This is a genomic window from Streptomyces sp. PA03-3a, assembly GCF_033792735.1.
Lineage (GTDB): Bacteria > Actinomycetota > Actinomycetes > Streptomycetales > Streptomycetaceae > Actinacidiphila.
On sequence record NZ_JARAVM010000034.1, the window covers coordinates 19,435 to 39,297 of the forward strand.

Annotated in this window: 16 protein-coding genes; 1 reads left to right on the forward strand and 15 read right to left on the reverse strand. The window is 71.7% G+C overall.

The window, feature by feature from the left end:
• Window positions 1-4: 4 nt before the first annotated feature.
• From gatC to PV342_RS32265, 14 genes are all read right to left on the reverse strand, one after another.
• On the reverse strand, window positions 5-301 hold the full coding sequence (gene gatC, locus PV342_RS32200) for an Asp-tRNA(Asn)/Glu-tRNA(Gln) amidotransferase subunit GatC (RefSeq protein WP_018563411.1): 297 nt from the start codon (window positions 299-301) through the stop codon (window positions 5-7).
• Window positions 302-512: 211 nt separating this feature from the next.
• On the reverse strand, window positions 513-2,621 hold the full coding sequence (locus PV342_RS32205) for a putative bifunctional diguanylate cyclase/phosphodiesterase (RefSeq protein ID WP_361000320.1): 2,109 nt from the start codon (window positions 2,619-2,621) through the stop codon (window positions 513-515).
• A 216-nt stretch (window positions 2,622-2,837) separates the two neighbouring features.
• The gene (gene ligA, locus PV342_RS32210) at window positions 2,838-5,066 is read right to left on the reverse strand and encodes an NAD-dependent DNA ligase LigA (RefSeq protein WP_400802288.1); all 2,229 of its coding nucleotides are present in this window, start codon (window positions 5,064-5,066) and stop codon (window positions 2,838-2,840) included.
• Between the two features lie 7 nt (window positions 5,067-5,073).
• On the reverse strand, window positions 5,074-6,039 hold the full coding sequence (locus tag PV342_RS32215) for a methionine synthase (protein ID WP_400802502.1): 966 nt from the start codon (window positions 6,037-6,039) through the stop codon (window positions 5,074-5,076).
• Between the two features lie 92 nt (window positions 6,040-6,131).
• Window positions 6,132-6,821 carry an SDR family oxidoreductase gene (locus PV342_RS32220; RefSeq protein WP_018563415.1) on the reverse strand — a complete coding sequence of 230 codons (690 nt, stop codon included), beginning with the start codon at window positions 6,819-6,821 and terminating at the stop codon, window positions 6,132-6,134.
• Between the two features lie 27 nt (window positions 6,822-6,848).
• A complete protein-coding gene (locus PV342_RS32225; protein ID WP_018563416.1) occupies window positions 6,849-7,388 on the reverse strand; it encodes an LOG family protein in 540 nt (179 codons plus the stop codon).
• Between the two features lie 77 nt (window positions 7,389-7,465).
• Window positions 7,466-8,629 (reverse strand): tRNA 2-thiouridine(34) synthase MnmA, encoded by a 1,164-nt coding sequence (mnmA, locus tag PV342_RS32230; RefSeq protein ID WP_329185596.1) that lies wholly within the window; start codon window positions 8,627-8,629, stop codon window positions 7,466-7,468.
• A gap of 198 nt (window positions 8,630-8,827) precedes the next feature.
• Window positions 8,828-9,997 carry a cysteine desulfurase family protein gene (locus PV342_RS32235; protein WP_400802281.1) on the reverse strand — a complete coding sequence of 390 codons (1,170 nt, stop codon included), beginning with the start codon at window positions 9,995-9,997 and terminating at the stop codon, window positions 8,828-8,830.
• Window positions 9,998-10,068: 71 nt separating this feature from the next.
• Entirely contained in the window at window positions 10,069-10,734 is a 666-nt protein-coding gene (locus PV342_RS32240) for a trimeric intracellular cation channel family protein (RefSeq protein ID WP_086020780.1), read from the reverse strand.
• Window positions 10,735-10,760: 26 nt separating this feature from the next.
• The gene (locus PV342_RS32245; RefSeq protein WP_433424091.1) at window positions 10,761-11,852 is read right to left on the reverse strand and encodes an ABC transporter ATP-binding protein; all 1,092 of its coding nucleotides are present in this window, start codon (window positions 11,850-11,852) and stop codon (window positions 10,761-10,763) included.
• 11 nt (window positions 11,853-11,863) lie between these two features.
• Entirely contained in the window at window positions 11,864-12,976 is a 1,113-nt protein-coding gene (locus PV342_RS32250) for an ABC transporter ATP-binding protein (RefSeq protein WP_018563421.1), read from the reverse strand.
• Entirely contained in the window at window positions 12,973-13,971 is a 999-nt protein-coding gene (locus tag PV342_RS32255) for an ABC transporter permease (protein WP_018563422.1), read from the reverse strand. The genes PV342_RS32250 and PV342_RS32255 overlap by 4 nt, the downstream gene beginning before the upstream one ends.
• 106 nt (window positions 13,972-14,077) lie before the next feature.
• Window positions 14,078-15,850 (reverse strand): ABC transporter substrate-binding protein, encoded by a 1,773-nt coding sequence (locus tag PV342_RS32260; protein WP_386995157.1) that lies wholly within the window; start codon window positions 15,848-15,850, stop codon window positions 14,078-14,080.
• Window positions 15,851-15,954: 104 nt separating this feature from the next.
• Complete coding sequence (locus tag PV342_RS32265; protein ID WP_329185606.1) at window positions 15,955-16,947, reverse strand: ABC transporter permease; 993 nt, start codon at window positions 16,945-16,947, stop codon at window positions 15,955-15,957.
• 323 nt (window positions 16,948-17,270) lie between these two features.
• Here PV342_RS32265 and PV342_RS32270 point away from each other — a divergent pair, with 323 nt between their 5' ends.
• The gene (locus PV342_RS32270; protein WP_400802275.1) at window positions 17,271-18,782 is read left to right on the forward strand and encodes a DUF885 family protein; all 1,512 of its coding nucleotides are present in this window, start codon (window positions 17,271-17,273) and stop codon (window positions 18,780-18,782) included.
• Window positions 18,783-19,065: 283 nt separating this feature from the next.
• Here PV342_RS32270 and PV342_RS32275 read toward each other — a convergent pair whose 3' ends face one another.
• Complete coding sequence (locus PV342_RS32275; RefSeq protein ID WP_018563426.1) at window positions 19,066-19,851, reverse strand: enhanced serine sensitivity protein SseB C-terminal domain-containing protein; 786 nt, start codon at window positions 19,849-19,851, stop codon at window positions 19,066-19,068.
• Window positions 19,852-19,863 lie beyond the last annotated feature (12 nt).

The window sequence follows — 19,863 nt, forward strand, 5'->3', positions numbered from 1 at the left end:
GTGATCAGTCCTCCCCCAGGATCTGCGGCACCTTGAAGCGCTGCTGCTCCTGGGCGGGTGCGCCGGACAGCGCCTCCGCCGGGGTCAGGCTGGGCCTGACCTCGTCAGGGCGCATGACGTTCGTCAGCGGCAGCGGGTGGGAGGTCGGCGGTACGTCCTCGCCGGCCACCTCGGAGACGCGGGCGACCGCGCCGATGATGGCGTCGAGCTGTCCGGCGAAGTGGTCGAGCTCTTCGTCCTTCAGCTCCAGACGCGACAGCCGGCCGAGGTGGGCGACCTCCTCGCGCGTGATGCCTGGCATGCAGCGATCCTCTGGGGGTGAGTTTGGTCTTTTCGCGCCCAATCCTATGGGCGCGGGCGCCCCGGGGGCGAAACGGTTTGCACTTCGCCCGGCCGGGGTGCGCCGGGACGGGGCCGGCCGGGCCCACGGTGCCGCCGGGCGGGTGGGCTCCACGGGGCGCCCGCGACACCGCGCGGCGGGTGCGGGCCCGCAGGTCGCAGGCCCACAAACGTTACTGCGCGTCGGGGACGGCGGCCCGCTCCTTCGCGGCCTCCAGCTCCGCCGGCCGGCGCCAACCGGAACGGCCGCGCAGCCGCAGCCAGGCCGTGGTCTCCTCCGGGGGCATCGCGGCGGCGACGAGCCAGCCCTGGATGGCGTCGCAGCCCAGGTCCCGCAGGCGCTCCCACGTCTCGTCGTCCTCGACGCCCTCCGCCACGACGAGGAGGCCGAGGGAGTGGGCGAGGTCGACCGTGCAGCGCACGATCTCCGCGTCCTCGGCGTCGACGGACAGCCGTGCCACGAACGAGCGGTCGATCTTCAGCTCGCTGACCGGCAGCCGCCGCAGATGCACCAGGGAGGAGTAGCCGGTGCCGAAGTCGTCCAGCGACATCTTCACCCCGTGCCCGGTCAGCCCGGCCATGGTGTCGGCGGCGCGCTGCGGGTCCTCCAGCAGCACGTGCTCGGTGATCTCCAGCTGCAGTGCCCCCGGCGGGACCCCGTGCCGGGCCAGGCGTGCGGCGACGGCCCCGGCGAAGCCGGGCGAGTGGACGTCGCGGGGCGAGACGTTGACGGCGACGGGGACGTCGAGCCCCATCGCCCGCCACCGGGCGACCTGCCCGAGTGCGGTCTCCAGGACGTACTCGGTGAGCTGCGGCATGAGCCCGGAGGTCTCGGCGATCGCGATGAACTCCTCGGGGCTGACCCGGCCGCGCTCGGGGTGCACCCAGCGGACCAGCGCCTCCAGCCCGGCGACCTGCCCGTCGAAGCGGACCTTCGGCTGGTAGTGCAGCTCGACCTCGCCGCGGTCCAGCGCGCGGCGCAGGTCGCCGAGGAGGCCCAGGCGGTCGGGGGTGTTGCCGTCGCGGGAGGACTCGTAGACCTCGACGCCGCTGCGGTCACGTTTCGCCTGGTACATCGCGACGTCGGCGCGGCGCAGCAGGCCCTCGGCGTCGTCGGCGTGATCGGGGTAGACGGCGACCCCGGCGCTGGCCTCGAGGACCAGGGTCAGGCCGTCGAGACTTAACGGCGAACTCAGGGCGGCGACCAGGGCCCTGGCGATGCGCTGGGCGCGGGTCGGCGCGTCGCAGGTGGGGAGCAGGACGGCGAACTCGTCGCCGCCGAGCCGGGCGACCTCGGCGCCGCGCGGCAGGGCGAGCCGCAGGCGGTCGGCGATCTGCAGCAGCAGCCGGTCGCCGGCCATGTGGCCGAGGGTGTCGTTGACGGAGCGGAACTTGTCGAGGTCGATCAGGACCAGCGCGGCGCGCTCGCCGCTGCGGGCGGCGTCGTCCAGCGCGGTCCAGGTGCGCTCCAGCAGCCACTGACGGTTGGGCAGTCCGGTGAGCGGGTCGCGCAGTTGCTCCTCGGCGCGGGCGTGCGCGATCCAGAGCGTGGAGTCGAGTGCGATCAGGGGGACGGCGAACAGCGGCAGCAGCAGGGGCAGATCGGCCGCGACGATGATGATCAGCGGGGAGATGCCGAGCAGTGCGACGCCGACGAAGCCCTGGCGTATCAGCGCGGTGCGGGCCACGGTGGGCAGTGCTCCGGCACGCGGCACGATCGCGTACCACAGGAGGGTGCGGGTCGCGGCCAGGTAGCCGAGTGCGGCGGCGAGCACCGCGGGGACGGCGGCCACCCCCCACGTGGCGGGTTGCCAGGGCTGCTCGACGGACGGGTGGGTGCCGAAGACCGAGAGCGCGAGCGAGGCCGCGCCGATGCCGAGGATGTCCACGGCGCCGTGCAGCAGCGCCTCGCGCCAGCGGTGCCGGCGGGCCGCGCCGACCAGGACGACGACGGCCAGGCTGACCAGTACCGCGGGCACCCAGCCGTAGAGCAGCAGCACGGCGAGGGTCAGCGCGGCGCCGGAGCCCGTGCCGCCCCACCAGCGGTCCCGGCCCATGGCGACCAGATGCCCGACGATGATGCCGGTGAGCACGGCGAACGCCCAGCCGGCGTCGCCGCCGGGGAAGAAGGCGTTGCCGTCCACGAGTATCCGGACGACGCCCACCGCCAGGGCCGCCGCGGCGGCGCCCACGACCGAGTACCTGAGTGCCGCCGCGGGCAGCACCGGCGCGGCCGGCCCGAGCAGCCGCTGCGCCGGTCCGGCGCTGTCCGTCGGTTCCATGCCCGTACCCTCTCGCAGCCGCGTGTGCCGTTCCACCACACGCCCGTGCCCGCGGGATTGACCACCGGGCTGCTGGAGGGCCCATGCCCGGAAGGCGCGCCTCTCAACAGTAGGCCGATAAAGGCTGTCACGGGCACCGATCGGCTGCTGTTGCCCGGAATGGATCCCACCCTCCCGGATCGTTCCCCTATGGGCCGAAAGGGTGATGATGAGGTGTCAGCCCTCCGGGTTCACGGCCGCCTCCCGGGCCGCGTCCGCGCCCTGCCCGAGCAGCACGGCGAACCCGTCCTCGTCCAGGATCGGCACCTTCAGCTGCACCGCCTTGTCGTACTTGGAGCCCGGGCTGTCGCCGACGACCACGAAGTCGGTCTTCTTGGAGACCGATCCGGTGACCTTGGCGCCGCGGCTCACGAGCGCCTCCTTCGCGCCGTCCCGGGTGTGGGTGGCGAGGGTGCCGGTGACGACGACGGTGAGGCCCTCCAGCGGACGCGGCCCCTCGTCGGAGCCCTCCTCGGTGAAGCGGACCCCGGCCGCCTTCCACTTGCGGAGGATCTCGCGGTGCCACTCCTCCTCGTACCACTGCTTGAGGGAGGCGGCGATGATCCCGCCGACGCCGTCGACGCCCGCCAGGCGCTGCTCGTCGGCGGCGAAGACGGCGTCCAGGTCGCGGAACTCACGGGCCAGGGCCTCGGCGGCGACCGGGCCCACGTGACGGATCGACAGGCCCGCGATGATCCGGGCGAGCGGCTGCTCCTTGGCCTTCTGGATGTTCTCCAGCATGGCCGCCGCGTTCTTCTTCAGCTCGCCCTGCTGGTTGGCGAAGACCGAGACGACCTTCTCCTGACCCGTCTCCGGGTCGCGCTTGGGCAGGCCGGTGTTCTGGTCGAGGACATGGGCGCGGATCGGCAGCAGTTCCTCGGAGGTGAGGTCGAACAGGTCGCCCTCGTCGCGCAGCGGCGGCTCGGCGGGCTCCAGCGGCCGGGTGAGCGCGGCCGCGGCGACATAGCCGAAGTTCTCGATGTCCAGGCACTTGCGGCCGGTCAGATAGAAGACCCGCTCCCGGATCTGCGCCGGGCAGCCCCGCGCGTTGGGGCAGCGCAGGTCGATGTCCCCCTCCTTCATCGGCCGCAGCGGGGTGCCGCACTCGGGGCACTGGGCGGGCATCACGAACGCGCGCTCGCCGCCGTCCCGCAGGTCGACGACCGGGCCGAGGATCTCCGGGATGACGTCACCGGCCTTGCGCAGCACGACGGTGTCGCCGATGAGCACGCCCTTGGCCTTGACCACGTCCTGGTTGTGCAGGGTGGCGAACTCGACCTCCGAGCCGGCCACCGTGACCGGCTCGACCACCGCGTACGGCGTCACACGGCCCGTGCGGCCCACGCCGACCCGGATGTCGACCAGCTTGGTGTTGACCTCCTCCGGCGCGTACTTCCACGCGATGGCCCAGCGCGGCGCGCGGGCGGTGGAGCCGAGCCGGCCCTGCAGCGGGATCTCGTCGACCTTGACGACGATGCCGTCGATCTCGTGCTCGACGTCGTGGCGGTGCTCGCCGTAGTAGGCGATGGCCTCCTTGACCTCGGCGAGCGTGCCGACCACGCGGGCGTACCTGGTGGTGGGCAGGCCCCACTCGTGCAGCAGCTCGTAGGCGTGCGACTGGCAGTCGATGGTGAAGCCCTCGCGGGCGCCGATGCCGTGCACCACCATGTGCAGCGGGCGGCTCGCGGTGACCCGGGGGTCCTTCTGCCGCAGGCTGCCGGCGGCGGCGTTGCGCGGGTTGGCGAAGGGCTTGTCGCCCGCCTCGACCAGGCGCGCGTTGAGCTCCTCGAACTTCTCCATGGGGAAGAAGACCTCGCCGCGGATCTCGACCAGCGCGGGGACGCGCTCCCCCGCCAGCCGGTCCGGGATCTCGGCGATCGTGCGGACGTTGGGCGTGATGTCCTCGCCGGTGCGGCCGTCGCCGCGCGTGGCGCCGCGTACCAGGCGGCCGTTCTCGTACGTGAGGTTGACGGCGAGGCCGTCGACCTTCAGCTCGCACAGGAAGTGGTAGGTGCCGCCCTCTCCCGCCGGGGGGCCCAGCTCCGCGGCGAGGCGGTCGGCCCAGGCGTTCAGCTCCTCCTCGGTGAAGGCGTTGTCGAGGGAGAGCATGCGCTCGCGGTGCTCGACGGAGGTGAACTCCGTCGCGTAGGCGCCGGACACCTTCTGGGTCGGCGAGTCCGGCGTGCGCAGCGACGGGTGCTCGTTCTCCAGCTCCTCCAGCCGCCGCAGCAGCTTGTCGAAGTCGGCGTCGCTGATGACCGGCTGGTCCTTGACGTAGTAGCGGAAGCGGTGCTCCTCGACCTGCTCGGCCAGGGAGGCGTGCAGCTCGCGCGCCTGCGCCGGCACGTCCTCGTTCCTGGCGCCCTCGGGGATCACGGAGTCCTCCACGTCCACGTCCTTCCTCATCCCATCCTCACTCAGGGTTGTCGACGAGCGAGCGTGCCGCCTTCGCGCAGTGCACGAGCGCGGCACGGGCATAGGCCGGCGAGGCCCCCGCCAGTCCGCAGGACGGGGTCACCGCCACGGAGGTGCCCAGATCCCCCGGGGACAGCCCCAGCCTGCGCCACAGCGCCCGAACACCACTGACGCTACCCGCAGGGTCCGACAATGGGGCGTCGGTACCCGGGACGACACCGGTGAAGAGCGCGGTTCCCGCCTCGGCCGCCTCACCGAAGGCGTCCCAGTCACTCTCCGTGAGTAGCGAGAAATCGAACGACACTCCCGCCACCCCGGCCCTGCGCAGCAGCGCGAAGGGCACCTCCGGGGCGCAGGAGTGCGCGATCACGGGCACGCCGTCCCCGCCGCCGACGGCCGCCATGACGTCCCGCAGCGAGCCCTCGACGACGCCCCGGTCCACCGCGCGGTGCGTGCGGTAGCCGCTGGCGGACCTGACCCGGCCCTGGAGCACGGCGGTCAGCGAGGGCTCGTCCAGCTGCAGCACGGGCTGTGCGCCGGGCACGCGCCGACGCACGTCCTCCAGGTGCAGCCGCAGTCCCTCGCCGAGCGAGGCGGCCAGGTCGCGGCAGGCGCCGGGATCGGAGAGCGCCGCCTCGCCGTTCTTCAGCTCGACGGAGGCCGCGAGCGTCCACGGCCCGACGGCCTGGAGCTTGAGGGGGCCCTCGTAGCCCTGGGTGAACTCCTCCAGGGCGTCCAAGTCCTCCCCCAGCCACGCACCGGCCCGGCGGGTGTCCCGGCCCGGGCGGTCGCCGAACCGCCATCCGCTGGGCTCCACCCGCGCGTACAGCTCGACCAGCATCCCGAGGGTGCGGCCGATCATGTCGGCGCCCGGGCCGCGCGCGGGCAGTTCCGGCAGGAACGGCAGCGCCTCGAGCGCCCCGGTCGCCGTCCGCGCCGCCTCGCGCGCGTCACCTCCCGGCATCGACCCCACACCGGTGGCCGCCCCTTCGGGCAGCCGGAACTTCGCTTCGGTACCTTCCGTGCTCACCGGTGCAGCCTACGACGGCGGGCCGGTCAGGCTCCCGGCCGGATCGTCAGGTCGTTGATCTCGGCGTCCCGCGGCAGGTCGAGCGCCGTCAGGATCGCCGTCGCGACCGACTCGGGGGCGATCCAGCGCGAGGGGTCGTACGCCTTGCCCTCCTGCTGGTGCACCTTGGCCTGCATGGGCGTGGCGGTACGGCCCGGGTAGACGGAGGTGACCCGCACCCCGTTGGCGTGCTCCTCCTGGCGCAGGGAGTCGGCGAGCGCCTTGAGGCCGTGCTTGCTGGCCGCGTAGGCGCCCCACTCGGCGTGCGCGTTCAGCCCGGCGCCGGAGTTGACGAAGACCACGTGACCGCGGGAGAGCCGCAGTTGGGGAAGGACGAGGCGGGTCAGTTCGGCGGGGGCGACGAGGTTGGCGGCGAGCGTCCGGTTCCAGGTCTTCGGGGTGAGCTCGCCCACCTGCCCCAGGTCCACGACGCCCGCGATGTGCAGCAGGGAGTCCAGCCGGTCCGGCGGCGACTGGTGGCCCAGCGCCCAGGAGAGCCGCTCCGGCTCCGCGAGGTCGCCGACGAGGGTGCGCGCGCCCGGGAAGCGGCCGGCCAGTTCCTTGGCGCGTCCGGCGTCGCGGGCCAGCAGCCACAGTTCGTCGCCGCGTTCGAGGAGGCGCTGCGCCACGACGGCGCCGATGCCGGAGCCCGCGCCGGTGATCAGGTGAATCGACATGGGCCCCATGCTGTCATCCCCGCCGGCTCACACGATGCCGGCGCTCTCCTCCAGGTAGGCGAGCGCCGAGACCCCGTCCTCGGCGAAGAACACCAGGTCGGTGAGGGGCAGCGGCAGGAAGCCCTCCGCGTCCATGCGCTGGAACTGCTCCTTGAGCCCGTTGTAGAAGCCCGCCGTGTTGAGCAGGACGACCGGCTTGGTGTGCAGCCCGTGCTTCTTCAGCTCCAGGATCTCCGTCGCCTCGTCCAGAGTGCCGGTGCCGCCCACCATGACCACCACGGCGTCCGCGCGGGCCAGCAGCTCCGCCTTGCGCTCGGCGAGGTCGGCCGCGATCACCATCTCGTCGGCGCCCTTGCGGGCCTTGGCCGCCAGGAACTCCACCGAGACCCCGACCAGGCGCCCGCCGTGCTCCTGCACCCCGTCCGCCATCACCTTCATCAGGCCCACGTCCGAGCCGCCCCACACCAGGGTGTGGCCGCCCTTGCCGATCAACTCGGCGAACTCGCGGGCCGGTTCGGTGTAGCGGGGCTCGAGGTCGGCGGCGGAGAGGAAGACGCAGATGTTCATGCGGGCCAGTCTCGCGCATGCCGCCGGGAGCCGGGTGGGGGGGCGCCCGGCCCGTTCCGTGGCCCGCGTACGGAAGGTCAGGCGCTCGCGGCGGCGCGCGGGCTGCGCTCCGTCGCGGCGATCGTCGCCGAGCCGACGACACGGGTGCCGTCGTAGAGCACGACCGCCTGGCCCGGCGCGACCCCGCGGACGGCTCCGCCGGTGAAACGGACGCGCAGTTCCCCGTCGGCCAGCTCGGCCGTGACAGGCACGTCGTCGCCGTGGGCGCGCAGCTGGGCGGTGTACGTACGCGGCCCGGCGCCGTCGGGCGCGGTGCCGCACCAGCGCGGGCGGATGGCGGTCAGGGCCGTGACGTCCAGCGCCTCGGCCGGGCCGACGGTGACCGTGTTGTTCACCGGCGAGATGTCGAGCACGTAGCGCGGCTTGCCGTCGGCGGCGGGCACGCCCAGGCGCAGGCCCTTGCGCTGGCCCACGGTGTAGCCGTAGGCGCCGGAGTGGGTGCCCAGGCGCTTGCCGTCCTCGTCGAGGATGTCGCCCTCGGCGGTTCCCAGGCGCCGCGCGAGGAAGCCCTGGGTGTCGCCGTCCGCGATGAAGCAGATGTCGTGGCTGTCGGGCTTCTTGGCGACGGACAGACCGCGGCGTGCCGCCTCCGCCCGGATCTCGCCCTTGGTGGTGAGGGTGTCGCCGAGCGGGAACATCGCGTGCGCCAGCTGCCGCTCGTCGAGGACGCCGAGCACGTAGGACTGGTCCTTGGCGGCGTCGGAGGCGCGGTGCAGCTCGCGGGAGCCGTCGGGGTTGACGACGACGGTGGCGTAGTGGCCGGTGCACACGGCGTCGAAGCCGAGGGCGATCGCCTTGTCGAGCAGCGCGGCGAACTTGATCTTCTCGTTGCAGCGCAGGCAGGGGTTGGGGGTGCGGCCGGCGGCGTACTCGGCGACGAAGTCGTCGACGACGTCGGCGCGGAAGCGGTCGGCCAGGTCCCAGACGTAGAAGGGGATGCCGATCACGTCCGCGGCGCGGCGGGCGTCGTGGCTGTCCTCGATCGTGCAGCAGCCGCGGGCTCCGGTGCGGAAGGACTGCGGGTTCGCGGACAGGGCGAGGTGCACGCCCGTGACGTCGTGCCCCGCTTCGGCGGCGCGGGCGGCCGCCACGGCCGAGTCGACGCCACCGCTCATCGCGGCGAGCACGCGGAGGCGACGGCCGTCGCCAGGGCCTGTGGGTGCACCGGGGAAGTCAGTCATAGCGCCTCCTAGAGTACGGCGCCCCGACGGGGTCTTGCGGGGCCGGTCACCGCGGGGCCCTTGCGGGCGGGTGCGGGTGCCGGTGCGTGGGCGGGTGCGGGTGCGTCGCGCCCGCGGCGCCGCTCTGCGGCGCGCACGTCACCGCTGCGGGTACGGGTGCGTCGCGCCCGCGGCGCGAGGGCGCCGCGGGCGAGGGCGTCACATCAGGCCCGCGCTGCGGGCGCGGGCCACCGCGGGGCCGATGGCCTCGCCGAGGGCCACGACGTCCTGGGTCGTCGAGGTGTGCCCGAGGGAGAACCGCAGGGAGCCCCGCGCGAGGTCGGGGTCGGCGCCCATGGCCAGGAGGACGTGGCTGGGCTGGGGGACGCCCGCGGTGCACGCGGACCCGGTGGAGCACTCGATGCCCTGGGCGTCGAGCAGCATCAGCAAGGAGTCGCCCTCGCACCCGGGGAAGGAGAAGTGGGCGCCGGCCGGGAGGCGGCCTCCGGAGGTGGGGTCGCCGTTGAGGATGGCCTCGGGGACGGCCTCGCGGACCCGGACGACCAGGTCGTCGCGGAGGGCGCCGATCTCCCGCGCGAAGTCCTCGTGCCGTTCCGCGGCCAGCGCCGCGGCGACGGCGAACGCGGCGACCGCGGGCACGTCCAGCGTGCCGGAGCGTACGCCGCGCTCCTGGCCCCCGCCGTGGAGGATGGGGACCGGTCCGATCTCGCGCCGGAGCACCAGCGCGCCGACCCCGTACGGGCCGCCGACCTTGTGCCCGGTGACGGTCATCGCGTCGAGCCCGGACGCCGCGAAGTCGACCTCGACCTGGCCGAGGGCCTGGACGGCGTCGGAGTGCAGCGGGACCTCGAACTCCCGTGCCACCTCGCTGAGTTCCGCGACCGGGAAAATCGTGCCGACCTCGTTGTTGGCCCACATCACCGTGGCGAGGGCCACATCGCCGGGGTCGCGGGCGATGGCCTCGCGCAGGGCCTCGGGGTGGACGCGCCCGTAGGCGTCGACCGGGAGCCATTCGACCCGGGCGCCCTCGTGCGTGGCGAGCCAGTCGACGGCGTCGAGGACGGCGTGGTGCTCGACGGGGCTGGCGAGGACCCGGGTGCGTCGGGGGTCGGCGTCGCGGCGGGCCCAGTACAGACCCTTGACCGCGAGGTTGTCGGCCTCGGTGCCGCCCGCGGTGAAGACGATCTCGCTGGGGCGGGCGCCGAGCGCGGCGGCGAGGGACTCGCGGGACTCCTCCACCGTGCGCCTGGCCCGGCGGCCGGCCGCGTGGAGGGAGGATGCGTTGCCCGTGACGGCGAGGTGCGCGGTCATCGCCTCGACCGCCTCCGGCAGCATCGGGGTCGTGGCGGCGTGGTCGAGGTAGGCCATGATGAGCGTGATTCTACGGCCGCCGCGGCGCTCTCCAGGACCGAGGCCCGCCCTCCCGGGGCGGTGCCCCGCTACCGGTGGAGTTCCTCCGCCGCGGTGGTGCGCCGGTGCCAGGCGCGGGGCGCGCGCCAGTGGTAGCGCATGGCCAGCAGTCTGAGGGCGAAGGCGCTGACGACGGCGAGCACCCCGGTGGCGGGGGTCAGGGCCTGGAACTTGATGAGCGCCACCACGACGGTGGCCCCCACGATGGCCGGTACCGCGTACAGGTCGCGGTCCCAGCGCAGCAGGGAGGGGACCTCGTTGCCGAGCAGGTCGCGCAGCACGCCCCCGCCGACGGCGGTGGCGAGGCCGAGAGTGGCCGAGGCGGTGAGGTTGAGGCCGTAGTCGTAGGCCTTGGTGGTGCCGGCGACGCAGAAGAGCCCGAGGCCGGCGGCGTCGAAGACGTTGATGGTGGTGTTGATCCGCTCGACCTGGGGGTGCAGGAAGAACACCACCGTGGTGGCGATCAGCGGGGTGAGGAAGTACCCGAGGTCGGTGAAGGCGGCCGGTGGGACCGCTCCGATGATCAGATCCCTGATCAGCCCTCCGCCCAGCGCGGTGACCTCGGCGAGCACCGCCATGCCGAAGACGTCGTAGTTCTTGCGTACGGCGAGCAGCGCGCCGGAGATCGCGAAGACGAAGATTCCGACGAGGTCGAGCACGTGCTGGACGGAGTGGCTGAACAGTTCGGTTTGCACCGGTCCCATTGTGCCGGGGGCCGGGGTTATGCCTTTTCGGCCGTCTTCCCGGCCGTACCGCCGCCGGAGTCGCCCGAGTCACCGGAGTCACCCGAGTCACCCGAGTCACCGGTGTTCTCCGGGTGGTGGCAGGCGACCTCGTGTCCGGTGGCCAGGGTGACCAGCGGGGGCTCCGTGGTCTTGCAGACCTCGGTCGCCTTCCAGCAGCGGGTGTGGAAGCGGCAGCCGGACGGCGGGGAGATCGGCGACGGGACGTCGCCGGTCAGCAGGATCCGCTCGCGCTTGGCGCGCCGCTTGGGGTCCGGCACCGGCACCGCGGAGAGCAGCGCGTTGGTGTACGGGTGCATCGGCTTGGTGTACAGGTCCTCGCGGTCGGCGACCTCGACGATCTTGCCGAGGTACATGACCGCGATGCGGTCCGACACGTGCCGGATGACCGACAGGTCGTGCGCGATGATCACGTAGGTCAGGCCGAGCTCGCTCTGCAGGTCGTCCAGGAGGTTGACCACCTGGGCCTGGATGGAGACGTCGAGCGCCGACACCGGCTCGTCCGCGACCACGAGCTTGGGCTTGAGCGCCAGCGCGCGGGCGATGCCGATGCGCTGCCGCTGGCCGCCGGAGAACTCGTGCGGGTAGCGGTTGTAGTGCTCGGGGTTGAGGCCGACCAGCTCCAGGAGGTTCTGGACCTCCCGCTTCACCCCGTTCTCCGTCTGCACCTTCTGCAGCCGGAACGGCGCGCCGACAATGGTGCCGACGGTGTGCCGCGGGTTGAGGGAGGAGTACGGGTCCTGGAAGATCATCTGCACGTCGCGGCGGAGCGGGCGCATGCCCGCGGTGCCCAGGTGCGTGATGTCCCGGCCCTCGAACTCGATCTTCCCGCCGGTCGGTTCGAGCAGCCGGGTGATCAGCCGGCCCATGGTGGACTTGCCGCACCCGGACTCGCCGACCACGCCGAGGGTCTCCCCCGGGTTGACGTGGAAGTCGATGCCGTCGACGGCCTTGACCGCGCCGACCTGACGGCGCAGCAGGCCCTTGGTGATCGGGAAGTGCTTGACCAGGCCGCTCACCTTGAGCAGCGCATCCGACCCGTCGGCGGTCGACTGCTGGGGGATCGTCATCTCCTGGCCTTTCACAGCTTCGGCGCAATCTCTTCGGTCCAGATGCGCTCCCGGTCCGCCGCGCCCAGATGGCAGGCGGCGTGGTGCCGGCTGCCGACCTCGCGCAGTTCCGGAACGACGGTGGTGCTCGCGCCGCCGGTGAGCTCCGCGTACGGGCAGCGCGGGTGGAAGGCGCAGCCGGACGGCACGTTGATCAGGCTCGGCGGGGAGCCCTTGACCGGGTTGAGCCGTTCGGTGCGCTCACGGTCCAGGCGGGGCATCGAGCCCAGCAGGCCCCAGGTGTAGGGGTGCTGCGGCTCGTAGAAGACCTTCTCGGCCGGGCCGCGCTCCACGCAGCGACCGCCGTACATCACCAGGATGTCGTCCGCGAGCTCGGCGACGACGCCGAGGTCGTGGGTGATGATGATGACCGCGGAGCCGAACTCCTTCTGCAGGTCCCGGATCAGGTCCAGGATCTGCGCCTGCACGGTCACGTCGAGCGCGGTGGTCGGCTCGTCCGCGATGAGCAGATCGGGGTTGTTGGACAGCGCCATGGCGATCATGGCGCGCTGCCGCATGCCGCCGGAGAACTGGTGCGGGTAGTCGTCGACGCGCTTGTCGGGCTGCGGGATGCCGACGCGGTCGAGCATCTCGATCGCGCGCTTGCGGGCCACGGCCTTGGACACGTCGTGGTGCACCCGGTACGCCTCGACGATCTGCGCGCCGACGGTGAAGTAGGGGTGCATCGCCGACAGCGGGTCCTGGAAGATCATCGCGACGTCCTTGCCGCGCAGCCTCCGGACCTCGTCCGGGTCGGCCGAGATCAGTTCCCTGCCCTCGAGCCAGATCTCGCCGGACATCCGGGCCTTGCTGCGGCCGTACTGGCCGGCCCGGTGCAGACCCATGATCGCCAGCGACGTGACGGACTTGCCGGAGCCGGACTCGCCGACGATGCCGAGGGTCTTGCCCTTCTCCAGCTGGAAGGAGAGGCCGTCGACGGACTTCACCAGGCCGTCGTCGGTCGGGAAGTGCACCTTGAGGTCGCGGACCTCCAGGAACGCCGTGGGCTGCGCCTTCCCGGCCACCGGCTCGTTCGGGGCCGAATCCGCCCCGGTGCCGGACTTCTGGATGGGGAGGTCGGTCATGACAGCCTCACGCGCGGGTCGACGACGGCGTACAGCAGGTCTACGAGAAGGTTCGCCACCACCACGGCGACGGCCGCGATCAGCGTGACGCCGAGGATCAGCGGGAAGTCCTTGTCCGAGATCGCCTTCACCGCCGCCTGGCCGATGCCGGGCAGGCTGAACGTCGTCTCGGTGAGGATCGCGCCGCCGACGAGGGCGCCGAGGTCCATGCCGAGGATGGTCAGCACCGGCGTCATGGTCGAGCGCATGGCGTGCTTGCCGATGACGACCGGCTCACGCAGGCCCTTGGCCCGCGCGGTGCGGATGTAGTCCTCGCCCATGATCTCGAGCATGGTGGCCCGGGTCATCCGGGCGTACATGGCCGCGTAGAGGAAGGCGAGTGTGACCCATGGCAGCAGCATGCCGCCGAACCAGCCGGAGGCCGATTCGCCGAACGGCACATATTGGCCGTCGATCCATCCCAGGCCGTAGACGACCACCGCCAGGGCGATCATGCCGGTGAAGTAGATGGGGAGCGAGACGCCGGCGAGCGCGACCGTCATCAGGGAGCGGTCGAGCGCCGAGCCGCGCTTGAGAGCGGAGACGACACCGGTGCCGACACCGACGATGACCCAGATGACGCAGGCGCCGGCGGCCAGCTGCATCGTCACGGGGAGACGGTCGGTCAGGACCGGCCAGATCGCCTGCTCGTTGCGGAAGGAGTAGCCGAAGCAGGGGGCGGAGCAGTGGGTGACGTCCGTGCCGTTGGCGTAGTCACGCCCGGCGACCAGCCCCCACAGGAACTTGCCGAACTGCACGAGGATGGGGTCGTCGAGGCCCATCTTCTTCCGAATGCCCTCAAGCGAGGCCGGGTCCGCCTGCTTCCCGATGAAGTAGGTGGCGGGGTCGACACCGACCCATTTGGGGATCAGGAAGAAGATCCCGAAGGTCACCAATGTGATGACCAGCAACATGACGACGACAGCGAACAGTCGCCGGATGATGTATGCAAGCACTGTGCTCGGCCCGGCGGCGGCCCGGGGGGTTCCCCGGGCCGCCGCACGCGGCCATCACCTGCCCTTCGTGCCTAGCGGGTGTGGCACTCGATCGATTCGAGAGTTGTTACTGCACGCCCAGCGAGGCGTAGTCGTAGCGGCCGTTGTACGCGTCGGCCGTGTAGACGTTGGTCAGGCGCGAGCTGCGCCAGATGATGTTCTTCTCGAAGGTGAAGGGCAGGTAGTACGCGCCCTCGGAGACCTTCTGGTTGATCTGCTTGTAGACCTCGGCCGCAGCGTTCGCGTCGGTCTGCTGCAGCGCCTGGTCGAACAGGCCGTCGATGGCCTTGTCCTTGATCTCGGCGAAGTTGTTGTTGCCGCTCTCGAGGATGAACCGGCTGTCGACCAGCGGCTGCAGGAAGCCCTGGCCCGACGGGAAGTCGGCGCCCCAGCCCATGATGATGATGCCGTAGCCCTTGGACTTGACGGTCTTCGGGGCACCGATGATGCCGGAGGTCTGCGCACCGTCGAACTCGTCGAGCTCGGTGGTGATGCCGACCTTCTTCAGCGACTCCTGCAGCGACTCGGCCGTGGCGATCTCGATCGGCTTGTTGTTGCGGACCGCGATCGTGGTCTTGAAGCCGTTGGGCTGGCCGCAGGCCTTGAGCTCCTTCTTGGCCTCTTCGACGTTGCCCGTGGTGTCCTTCAGGACGTTGTACGGGTCGTACTTGCCGTCGGCGCCCTTGATGCCCAGCGGGAGCATGTTCGGGGCGATCGCGCCACCGGCCTGCGGGCCGCCGCGGGCGGTCTGCAGCGACTTGTGGTCGGCGGCGAGGATGACCGCCTTGCGGCAGTGGATGTTGTCCATCGGCTTGACCGTGGTCGGGAAGACCGCGTAGCGGATGAAGCCGGTGTCCGGGTTGTCGGCGTTGGCCTTGTTCTTGCCGAGCACCTCGGCGCGCGCGGCCTGGCCGACGCCGGTGGCGTTGAGGTCCAGGTCGTAGTCGCCGTTGATCAGGCGCTTGTCCATGTCGTCGGCGTTGGTGGTCAGGGTGACCGTGATCTTGTCCGGCAGCGCCTTGCGGAGGTCGTCGGTGGACGCGCTCCAGTTGGTGTTGCGGACCAGCACCATCGACTTGTTCGGCGTGTACGACTGGAACTTGTACGGGCCGCTGGAGAACGGCTTGAGGCCGTACTTCGCGCCGGTGTCCTTGGCCGCCGGGACCGGGGAGCCGGACGGCATCGCCAGCATCTGCTCGAAGTCGCTGTTGGGCTTCGGCAGGCGGAAGACGATGGTCTTGTCGTCCGGGGTCTCGATGGACTTCAGACCGAGCTTGTCGGCCGAGGTGTCCTTGTACGGGCCCTTGTACTCACCCTTGGGGTCGAGCACCTGCTGCAGGTAGATCGGGCCACCGGAGATGACGTCCTGGGCCCAGATGCGCTCGATGCCGTACTTGACGTCCTTGGAGGTCAGCGGGGAGCCGTCCTCCCACTTCAGGCCGTCCTTCAGGGTGTACGTGTAGGTCTTGCCGCCGTCCTCGACCTTCGCGAGGCCGGTCGCGAGGTCCGGCTTCAGTGTGGTGCTGGCGAGACCCGGCTCCGGGGAGAAGGAGACCAGCTGGCGCGTGTAGTACCGCGCGAAGTCCCACATGAAGCCGTAGTAACCGCGCTGCGGGTCCCAGGAGTCGGCGTCCTGCGTGCCGATGAACTTGAGCGTGCCGCCCTTCTTGTCGGACGCGTTCGCCACCTTGTTGACGGCGGCGTTGAATCCGGGGGCCTTGGCGTTGCCGTCGGACTTGCCACCGCCGCCTCCGCCGCAAGCGGCGGTGGACAGCAGCGCGACGACCACGACGGCCGTCCCTGCGGCCAGCCTGCGCCTCGATGAGCGTGGGGATGTCACTTTTTCGTAACCTCCGTGATTCGCGGTCCGCGACTTTCCGCGGACCTGCGGTCCTTCTCGGTGAGAAGCCACCTGACGGGAATGGCAGGGGCGGTGTGCGAGGGCTAGCGGGAGCCCTTCGGGTCCAGCGCATCCCGTACGCCGTCACCGAAGAGGTTGAAGGCGAGCACGGTGATGAAGATGGCCAGACCCGGGATCAGCATGAAGATCGGGTCCGTCTCGTAGAAGGACAGCGCCTTGAAGAGCATCTGTCCCCACGACGAGGTGGGCGGCTTCACGCCGACCCCGAGGAAGCTCAGGGCGGCCTCGGTGAGGATGTTCGTCGGGATCATCAGCGTCGCGTAGACGGTGATCGGGGCGACGAGGTTGGGCAGCAGTTCCCGGAAGAGGATGTAGCCGCGGCCGGCACCGAGGCTGCGGGCCGCGTCGACGTACTCGCGTTCCCTCAGGCTCAGCGTCTGGCCGCGGACGATGCGCCCGACGTAGGGCCAGCCGAAGAACCCGATCACGACCACCAGGACGCCCATGCGTACGCCGGTGCCGCTGAAGCCCAGCAGCGAGTTCGGCATGACCGAGACCAGGGACATGATGAAGAGCAGCTGGGGGAAGGCCAGGAGGACGTCCATGACACGGCCGATGGCGGCGTCGACCCAGCCGCCGAAGTAACCGGCCATGATGCCGAAGAAGGTGCCGAGGACGACCGCGACGATCGCCGACAGGAAGGCCACCAGCAGGGAGATCCGCGTGCCGTAGACGATGCGGCTGAAGACGTCGCGGCCGTTGACCGGCTCCACGCCGAAGAGGTAATCCCCGCTGATGCCGCCCCACTTGCCGGTGGGGGTGCCGAAGAGCGGGTCGATCTTGTCCTCGTGGAAGTCGTTCGGCGGGTGACCGAGGGCGCTGACGATGAGGGGGGCGAAGATCGCGACCAGGATGAGGAAGACGACGATCACGCCGCCCGCCAGCGCCACCTTGTCGCGCTTGAGGCGCATCCATGCGATGCGCCCGGGCGAACGCCCCTCGATCGCCTTCGCGGGTATGTCGGCGGTGACGTCGGCGACGGTCGTCTCAGCGGTGTCGTGCAGCGGTGCTGTCATGTCTCCTCGTGCATCCCCCTGCCGGCGGTGGCCGGCTTCGCCTGGCCGTCCGCCCGGGTCGACGGAGCGGACCGACCATGTCGGGCGCAGCTCTTGATGGTGGTGCGGTGGCGCTGGGCTGTGTGTTTGGCTTGTGATGAATCGTTAAGGCGACGTATGCAGCGCCTTGGTGCGCGAGTCTTCATGGGGCTTGGATCACGCGCCAGACCCCACAGGGAAGCGATGCGCAACCGTGATGTGGTGAACCTTCGTCCGTTATTACCGCAGTGTTACGCGCGTTGACAGATCGCCGCGGGGCAACGGAAGTCGCTACCTTCGATGCCATGAATGATCGGCTTCGCTCCGTGTGCGACCTGATGGTCCCGGTGGTCAGGGAGATGGCGGGACTCCACGAGTACGACGGCCAGGTGCAGGACCTGTCGCCCGACGGCGTCCGCCGCGGACTGTCCTCGCTCGCCCACGCCCGGCTCCGCGAACCGGCCCTTCCCGACCCTCACGACGAACGGCACCTTTCGGTCTTCGAGGACACCCTCAAGGTCCAGTACGGCGAGCTTGAGCTGCACCGCCGCGACCCGTATCCGCATTTGTCCAACCTTGAACTCACCGCCTACGACCGCGAGTACGCGCCCCGCGAGGAACTCTCCGAGGCCCGCAGACGCCACCTCCAGCAGTGGCCGGACGCCGTCGACGCGGCCATCGCATCGCTCGACAGGGTGAGCGCGCCGGTCGCCGGGGCACTCCTCGGGGCGGTCCGCGGTCTCGCCGCCGACCTCGACCCGGAGACCGAGCCGGAGGCAGGCCCCGCGCTCGCCGCGCACGCCCGCCTGGTCGACCACATCGCCCGCGCGGCCGAGACGGGCGACCCCGACCCCCGGCTCGGCGGGGAGGCGCTCGCACTGCTGATGGGCAGTCAGGAAGGTCTGCGCGTCGACCTGTCGGCGCTCGCCGACGAGGCCGAGCGCGAACGGGACCGGCTGACCGCGCTCCTGACCGAGTCCTGCGGACGGCTGGACCCGAAGGCCACCGTGGACGAGCTCATCCCGCGACTGCTGGCCGACCACCCGGACGCCGACGGGGTCATCCCCGAGGCGGCCCGGCTCACCGAGGAGGTCATCGACTTCACCCGCCGGCGGGGGCTCGTGCCCTGGCTCGACGGCGACTGCCTCGTGGGTCCGGCGCCGCCGTCGCGCCGCTGGTCCATGGCGATGATGACCTGGGCCGCACCGGAGGAGGCCGACTCCGCCTCCTGGTACCACGTCACCCCGCCGGAGCCGGACTGGCCGGAGGAGGAGCGCGAGGAGTGGCTCTCGGTCTTCAGCCGCACGAGCCTGCCGGCCATCACCGTCCACGAGGTGGCACCCGGCCATTTCGCCCACGGAAGGGCACTGCGGCACGCACCCACACAGGTACGGCGTGTGCTGCACTCGCTGTCCTTCTGCGAGGGCTGGGCGCACTACGTCGAGGAGGTCTGCCTCGAGGAGGGCTTCCGCTCCCGCGACCCCCGCTTCGCGATCGGCGTGGCCCTGGAGGCGCTCGTACGCGTCACCCGGCTCGCGTGCGCGATCGGGCTGCACACAGGGGCGATGACGCTGGAGGAGGCGACGCAGCGGTTCATGCGGGACGCCCACCTCGCACGGGCCGGTGCTGCCTCCGAGGCCCGGCGCGGCACCTTCGACGCGGCGTACGGCCGCTACACCTGGGGCAAGTTGGAGATCATGCGGCTGCGCGAGCGCGCCCGGGACGCCTGGGGGCAGGAGTTCTCGCTGCAGCGGTTCCACGGGGCGCTGCTGGAGTTGGGGAGCCCGCCGCTGGGGCTCATCGACGCGGTCCTGTGACGGGCGGCCCCTCGCGGGGCCCTCGCCGCGGTGCGTGGACGAGTGCAGGTCCGCCGCACCTGCGGCGGGCTGTCTCCCACCCTCCCGCCGGTTACCGCCCGCGCTGCGTGAACGCGGGGCGAGAACCGGCCGCAGCCGCCGACGCGCCGGCACCACCCACGGGGGCCACCCGCACCCGCGGACGGCGCCGCACGGGCGGGCGGGAAAAGTCGGCCGCAGGCGCAACGGACCCGCACCCGCCCACACACCGGCGCCACGGCATCCGGAACTCCCGCCGCAGGCCTCAGTAGGGCTGCGGGGCCCAGCCGTACGTCGCCCCGGGCACGCCCGGCGCACCCGGCGCGCCATGGGCGTCGCGGGAGTAGAAGGGCTGCGCCGAGGCCCGCATCCACATGCCGACCGGGTCGTACTCGTCGTTGAGCGCGACCGTGGCGACCGGCAGCCCCTGCGGCACCGCGCCGAGGGCGGACTGCATCATCAGGCGCACCGTCTCCACGGCCTGGGGCCCGGCCTCGTAGAGGTCGACGCCGATCGCCAGGTACGGCTCGCCCAGCGCGGGCTGCACCCAGGCGCGCCGCAGCGAGCGGACGGCCGGGTTGCGATGGGCCTGCTGGGTCAACAGGGCGTAGTACTGGGGGATCTGCAGCGCGGGCTCGCCGATCCGCAGCGGTCCGGCCGGGGACCGGTCGAGGCCGAGGCAGACGCGGCGCAGGTCGAGCCAGGGGATGCCGATGCCGCCGCCGGGGGCGTGCGGATTGAGCCACAGGCCCCAGCGGTCGGGGAAGAGCGAGGCCGCGATCTCGCGACCGGACACCACCTCGTGGGCCCGGTTCCAGCCGCAGGCGGTGAACTCCTGCGGCGAGGTCACGCAGGGCGCGTAGCCGTGGCCGGCGACCTCCATGTTGCCGTACTGCGCGTCCGCCCCGCCGGGGGTGCCCTGCCAGAGCAGCATCCACACCTGGCTGTCGGCGAGGGCCCGCAGCACCTCCTCGTAGGCGTCGTACCTACCGGGCGTCACCTGCCGGAGCGCATGCTCCAGCCCCCCGCCCCCTCCCACGCCGGCGCTCACGTGTCCCGCCCT

Excerpts from the sequence above, each read along its gene's own strand:
- PV342_RS32220 (WP_018563415.1), bottom strand. The coding sequence starts at position 6,821 with ATGTCGATTCACCTGATCACCGGCGCGGGCTCCGGCATCGGCGCCGTC.
- PV342_RS32225 (WP_018563416.1), bottom strand. The coding sequence starts at position 7,388 with ATGAACATCTGCGTCTTCCTCTCCGCCGCCGACCTCGAGCCCCGCTAC.
- PV342_RS32215 (WP_400802502.1), bottom strand. The coding sequence starts at position 6,039 with ATGCCGGGAGGTGACGCGCGCGAGGCGGCGCGGACGGCGACCGGGGCG.
- mnmA (WP_329185596.1), bottom strand. The coding sequence starts at position 8,629 with ATGACTGACTTCCCCGGTGCACCCACAGGCCCTGGCGACGGCCGTCGC.
- PV342_RS32205 (WP_361000320.1), bottom strand. The coding sequence starts at position 2,621 with ATGGAACCGACGGACAGCGCCGGACCGGCGCAGCGGCTGCTCGGGCCG.
- PV342_RS32245 (WP_433424091.1), bottom strand. The coding sequence starts at position 11,852 with ATGACGATCCCCCAGCAGTCGACCGCCGACGGGTCGGATGCGCTGCTC.
- PV342_RS32265 (WP_329185606.1), bottom strand. The coding sequence starts at position 16,947 with ATGACAGCACCGCTGCACGACACCGCTGAGACGACCGTCGCCGACGTC.
- PV342_RS32235 (WP_400802281.1), bottom strand. The coding sequence starts at position 9,997 with ATGGCCTACCTCGACCACGCCGCCACGACCCCGATGCTGCCGGAGGCG.
- ligA (WP_400802288.1), bottom strand. The coding sequence starts at position 5,066 with ATGAGGAAGGACGTGGACGTGGAGGACTCCGTGATCCCCGAGGGCGCC.
- PV342_RS32250 (WP_018563421.1), bottom strand. The coding sequence starts at position 12,976 with ATGACCGACCTCCCCATCCAGAAGTCCGGCACCGGGGCGGATTCGGCC.
- gatC (WP_018563411.1), bottom strand. The coding sequence starts at position 301 with ATGCCAGGCATCACGCGCGAGGAGGTCGCCCACCTCGGCCGGCTGTCG.
- PV342_RS32270 (WP_400802275.1), top strand. The coding sequence starts at position 17,271 with ATGAATGATCGGCTTCGCTCCGTGTGCGACCTGATGGTCCCGGTGGTC.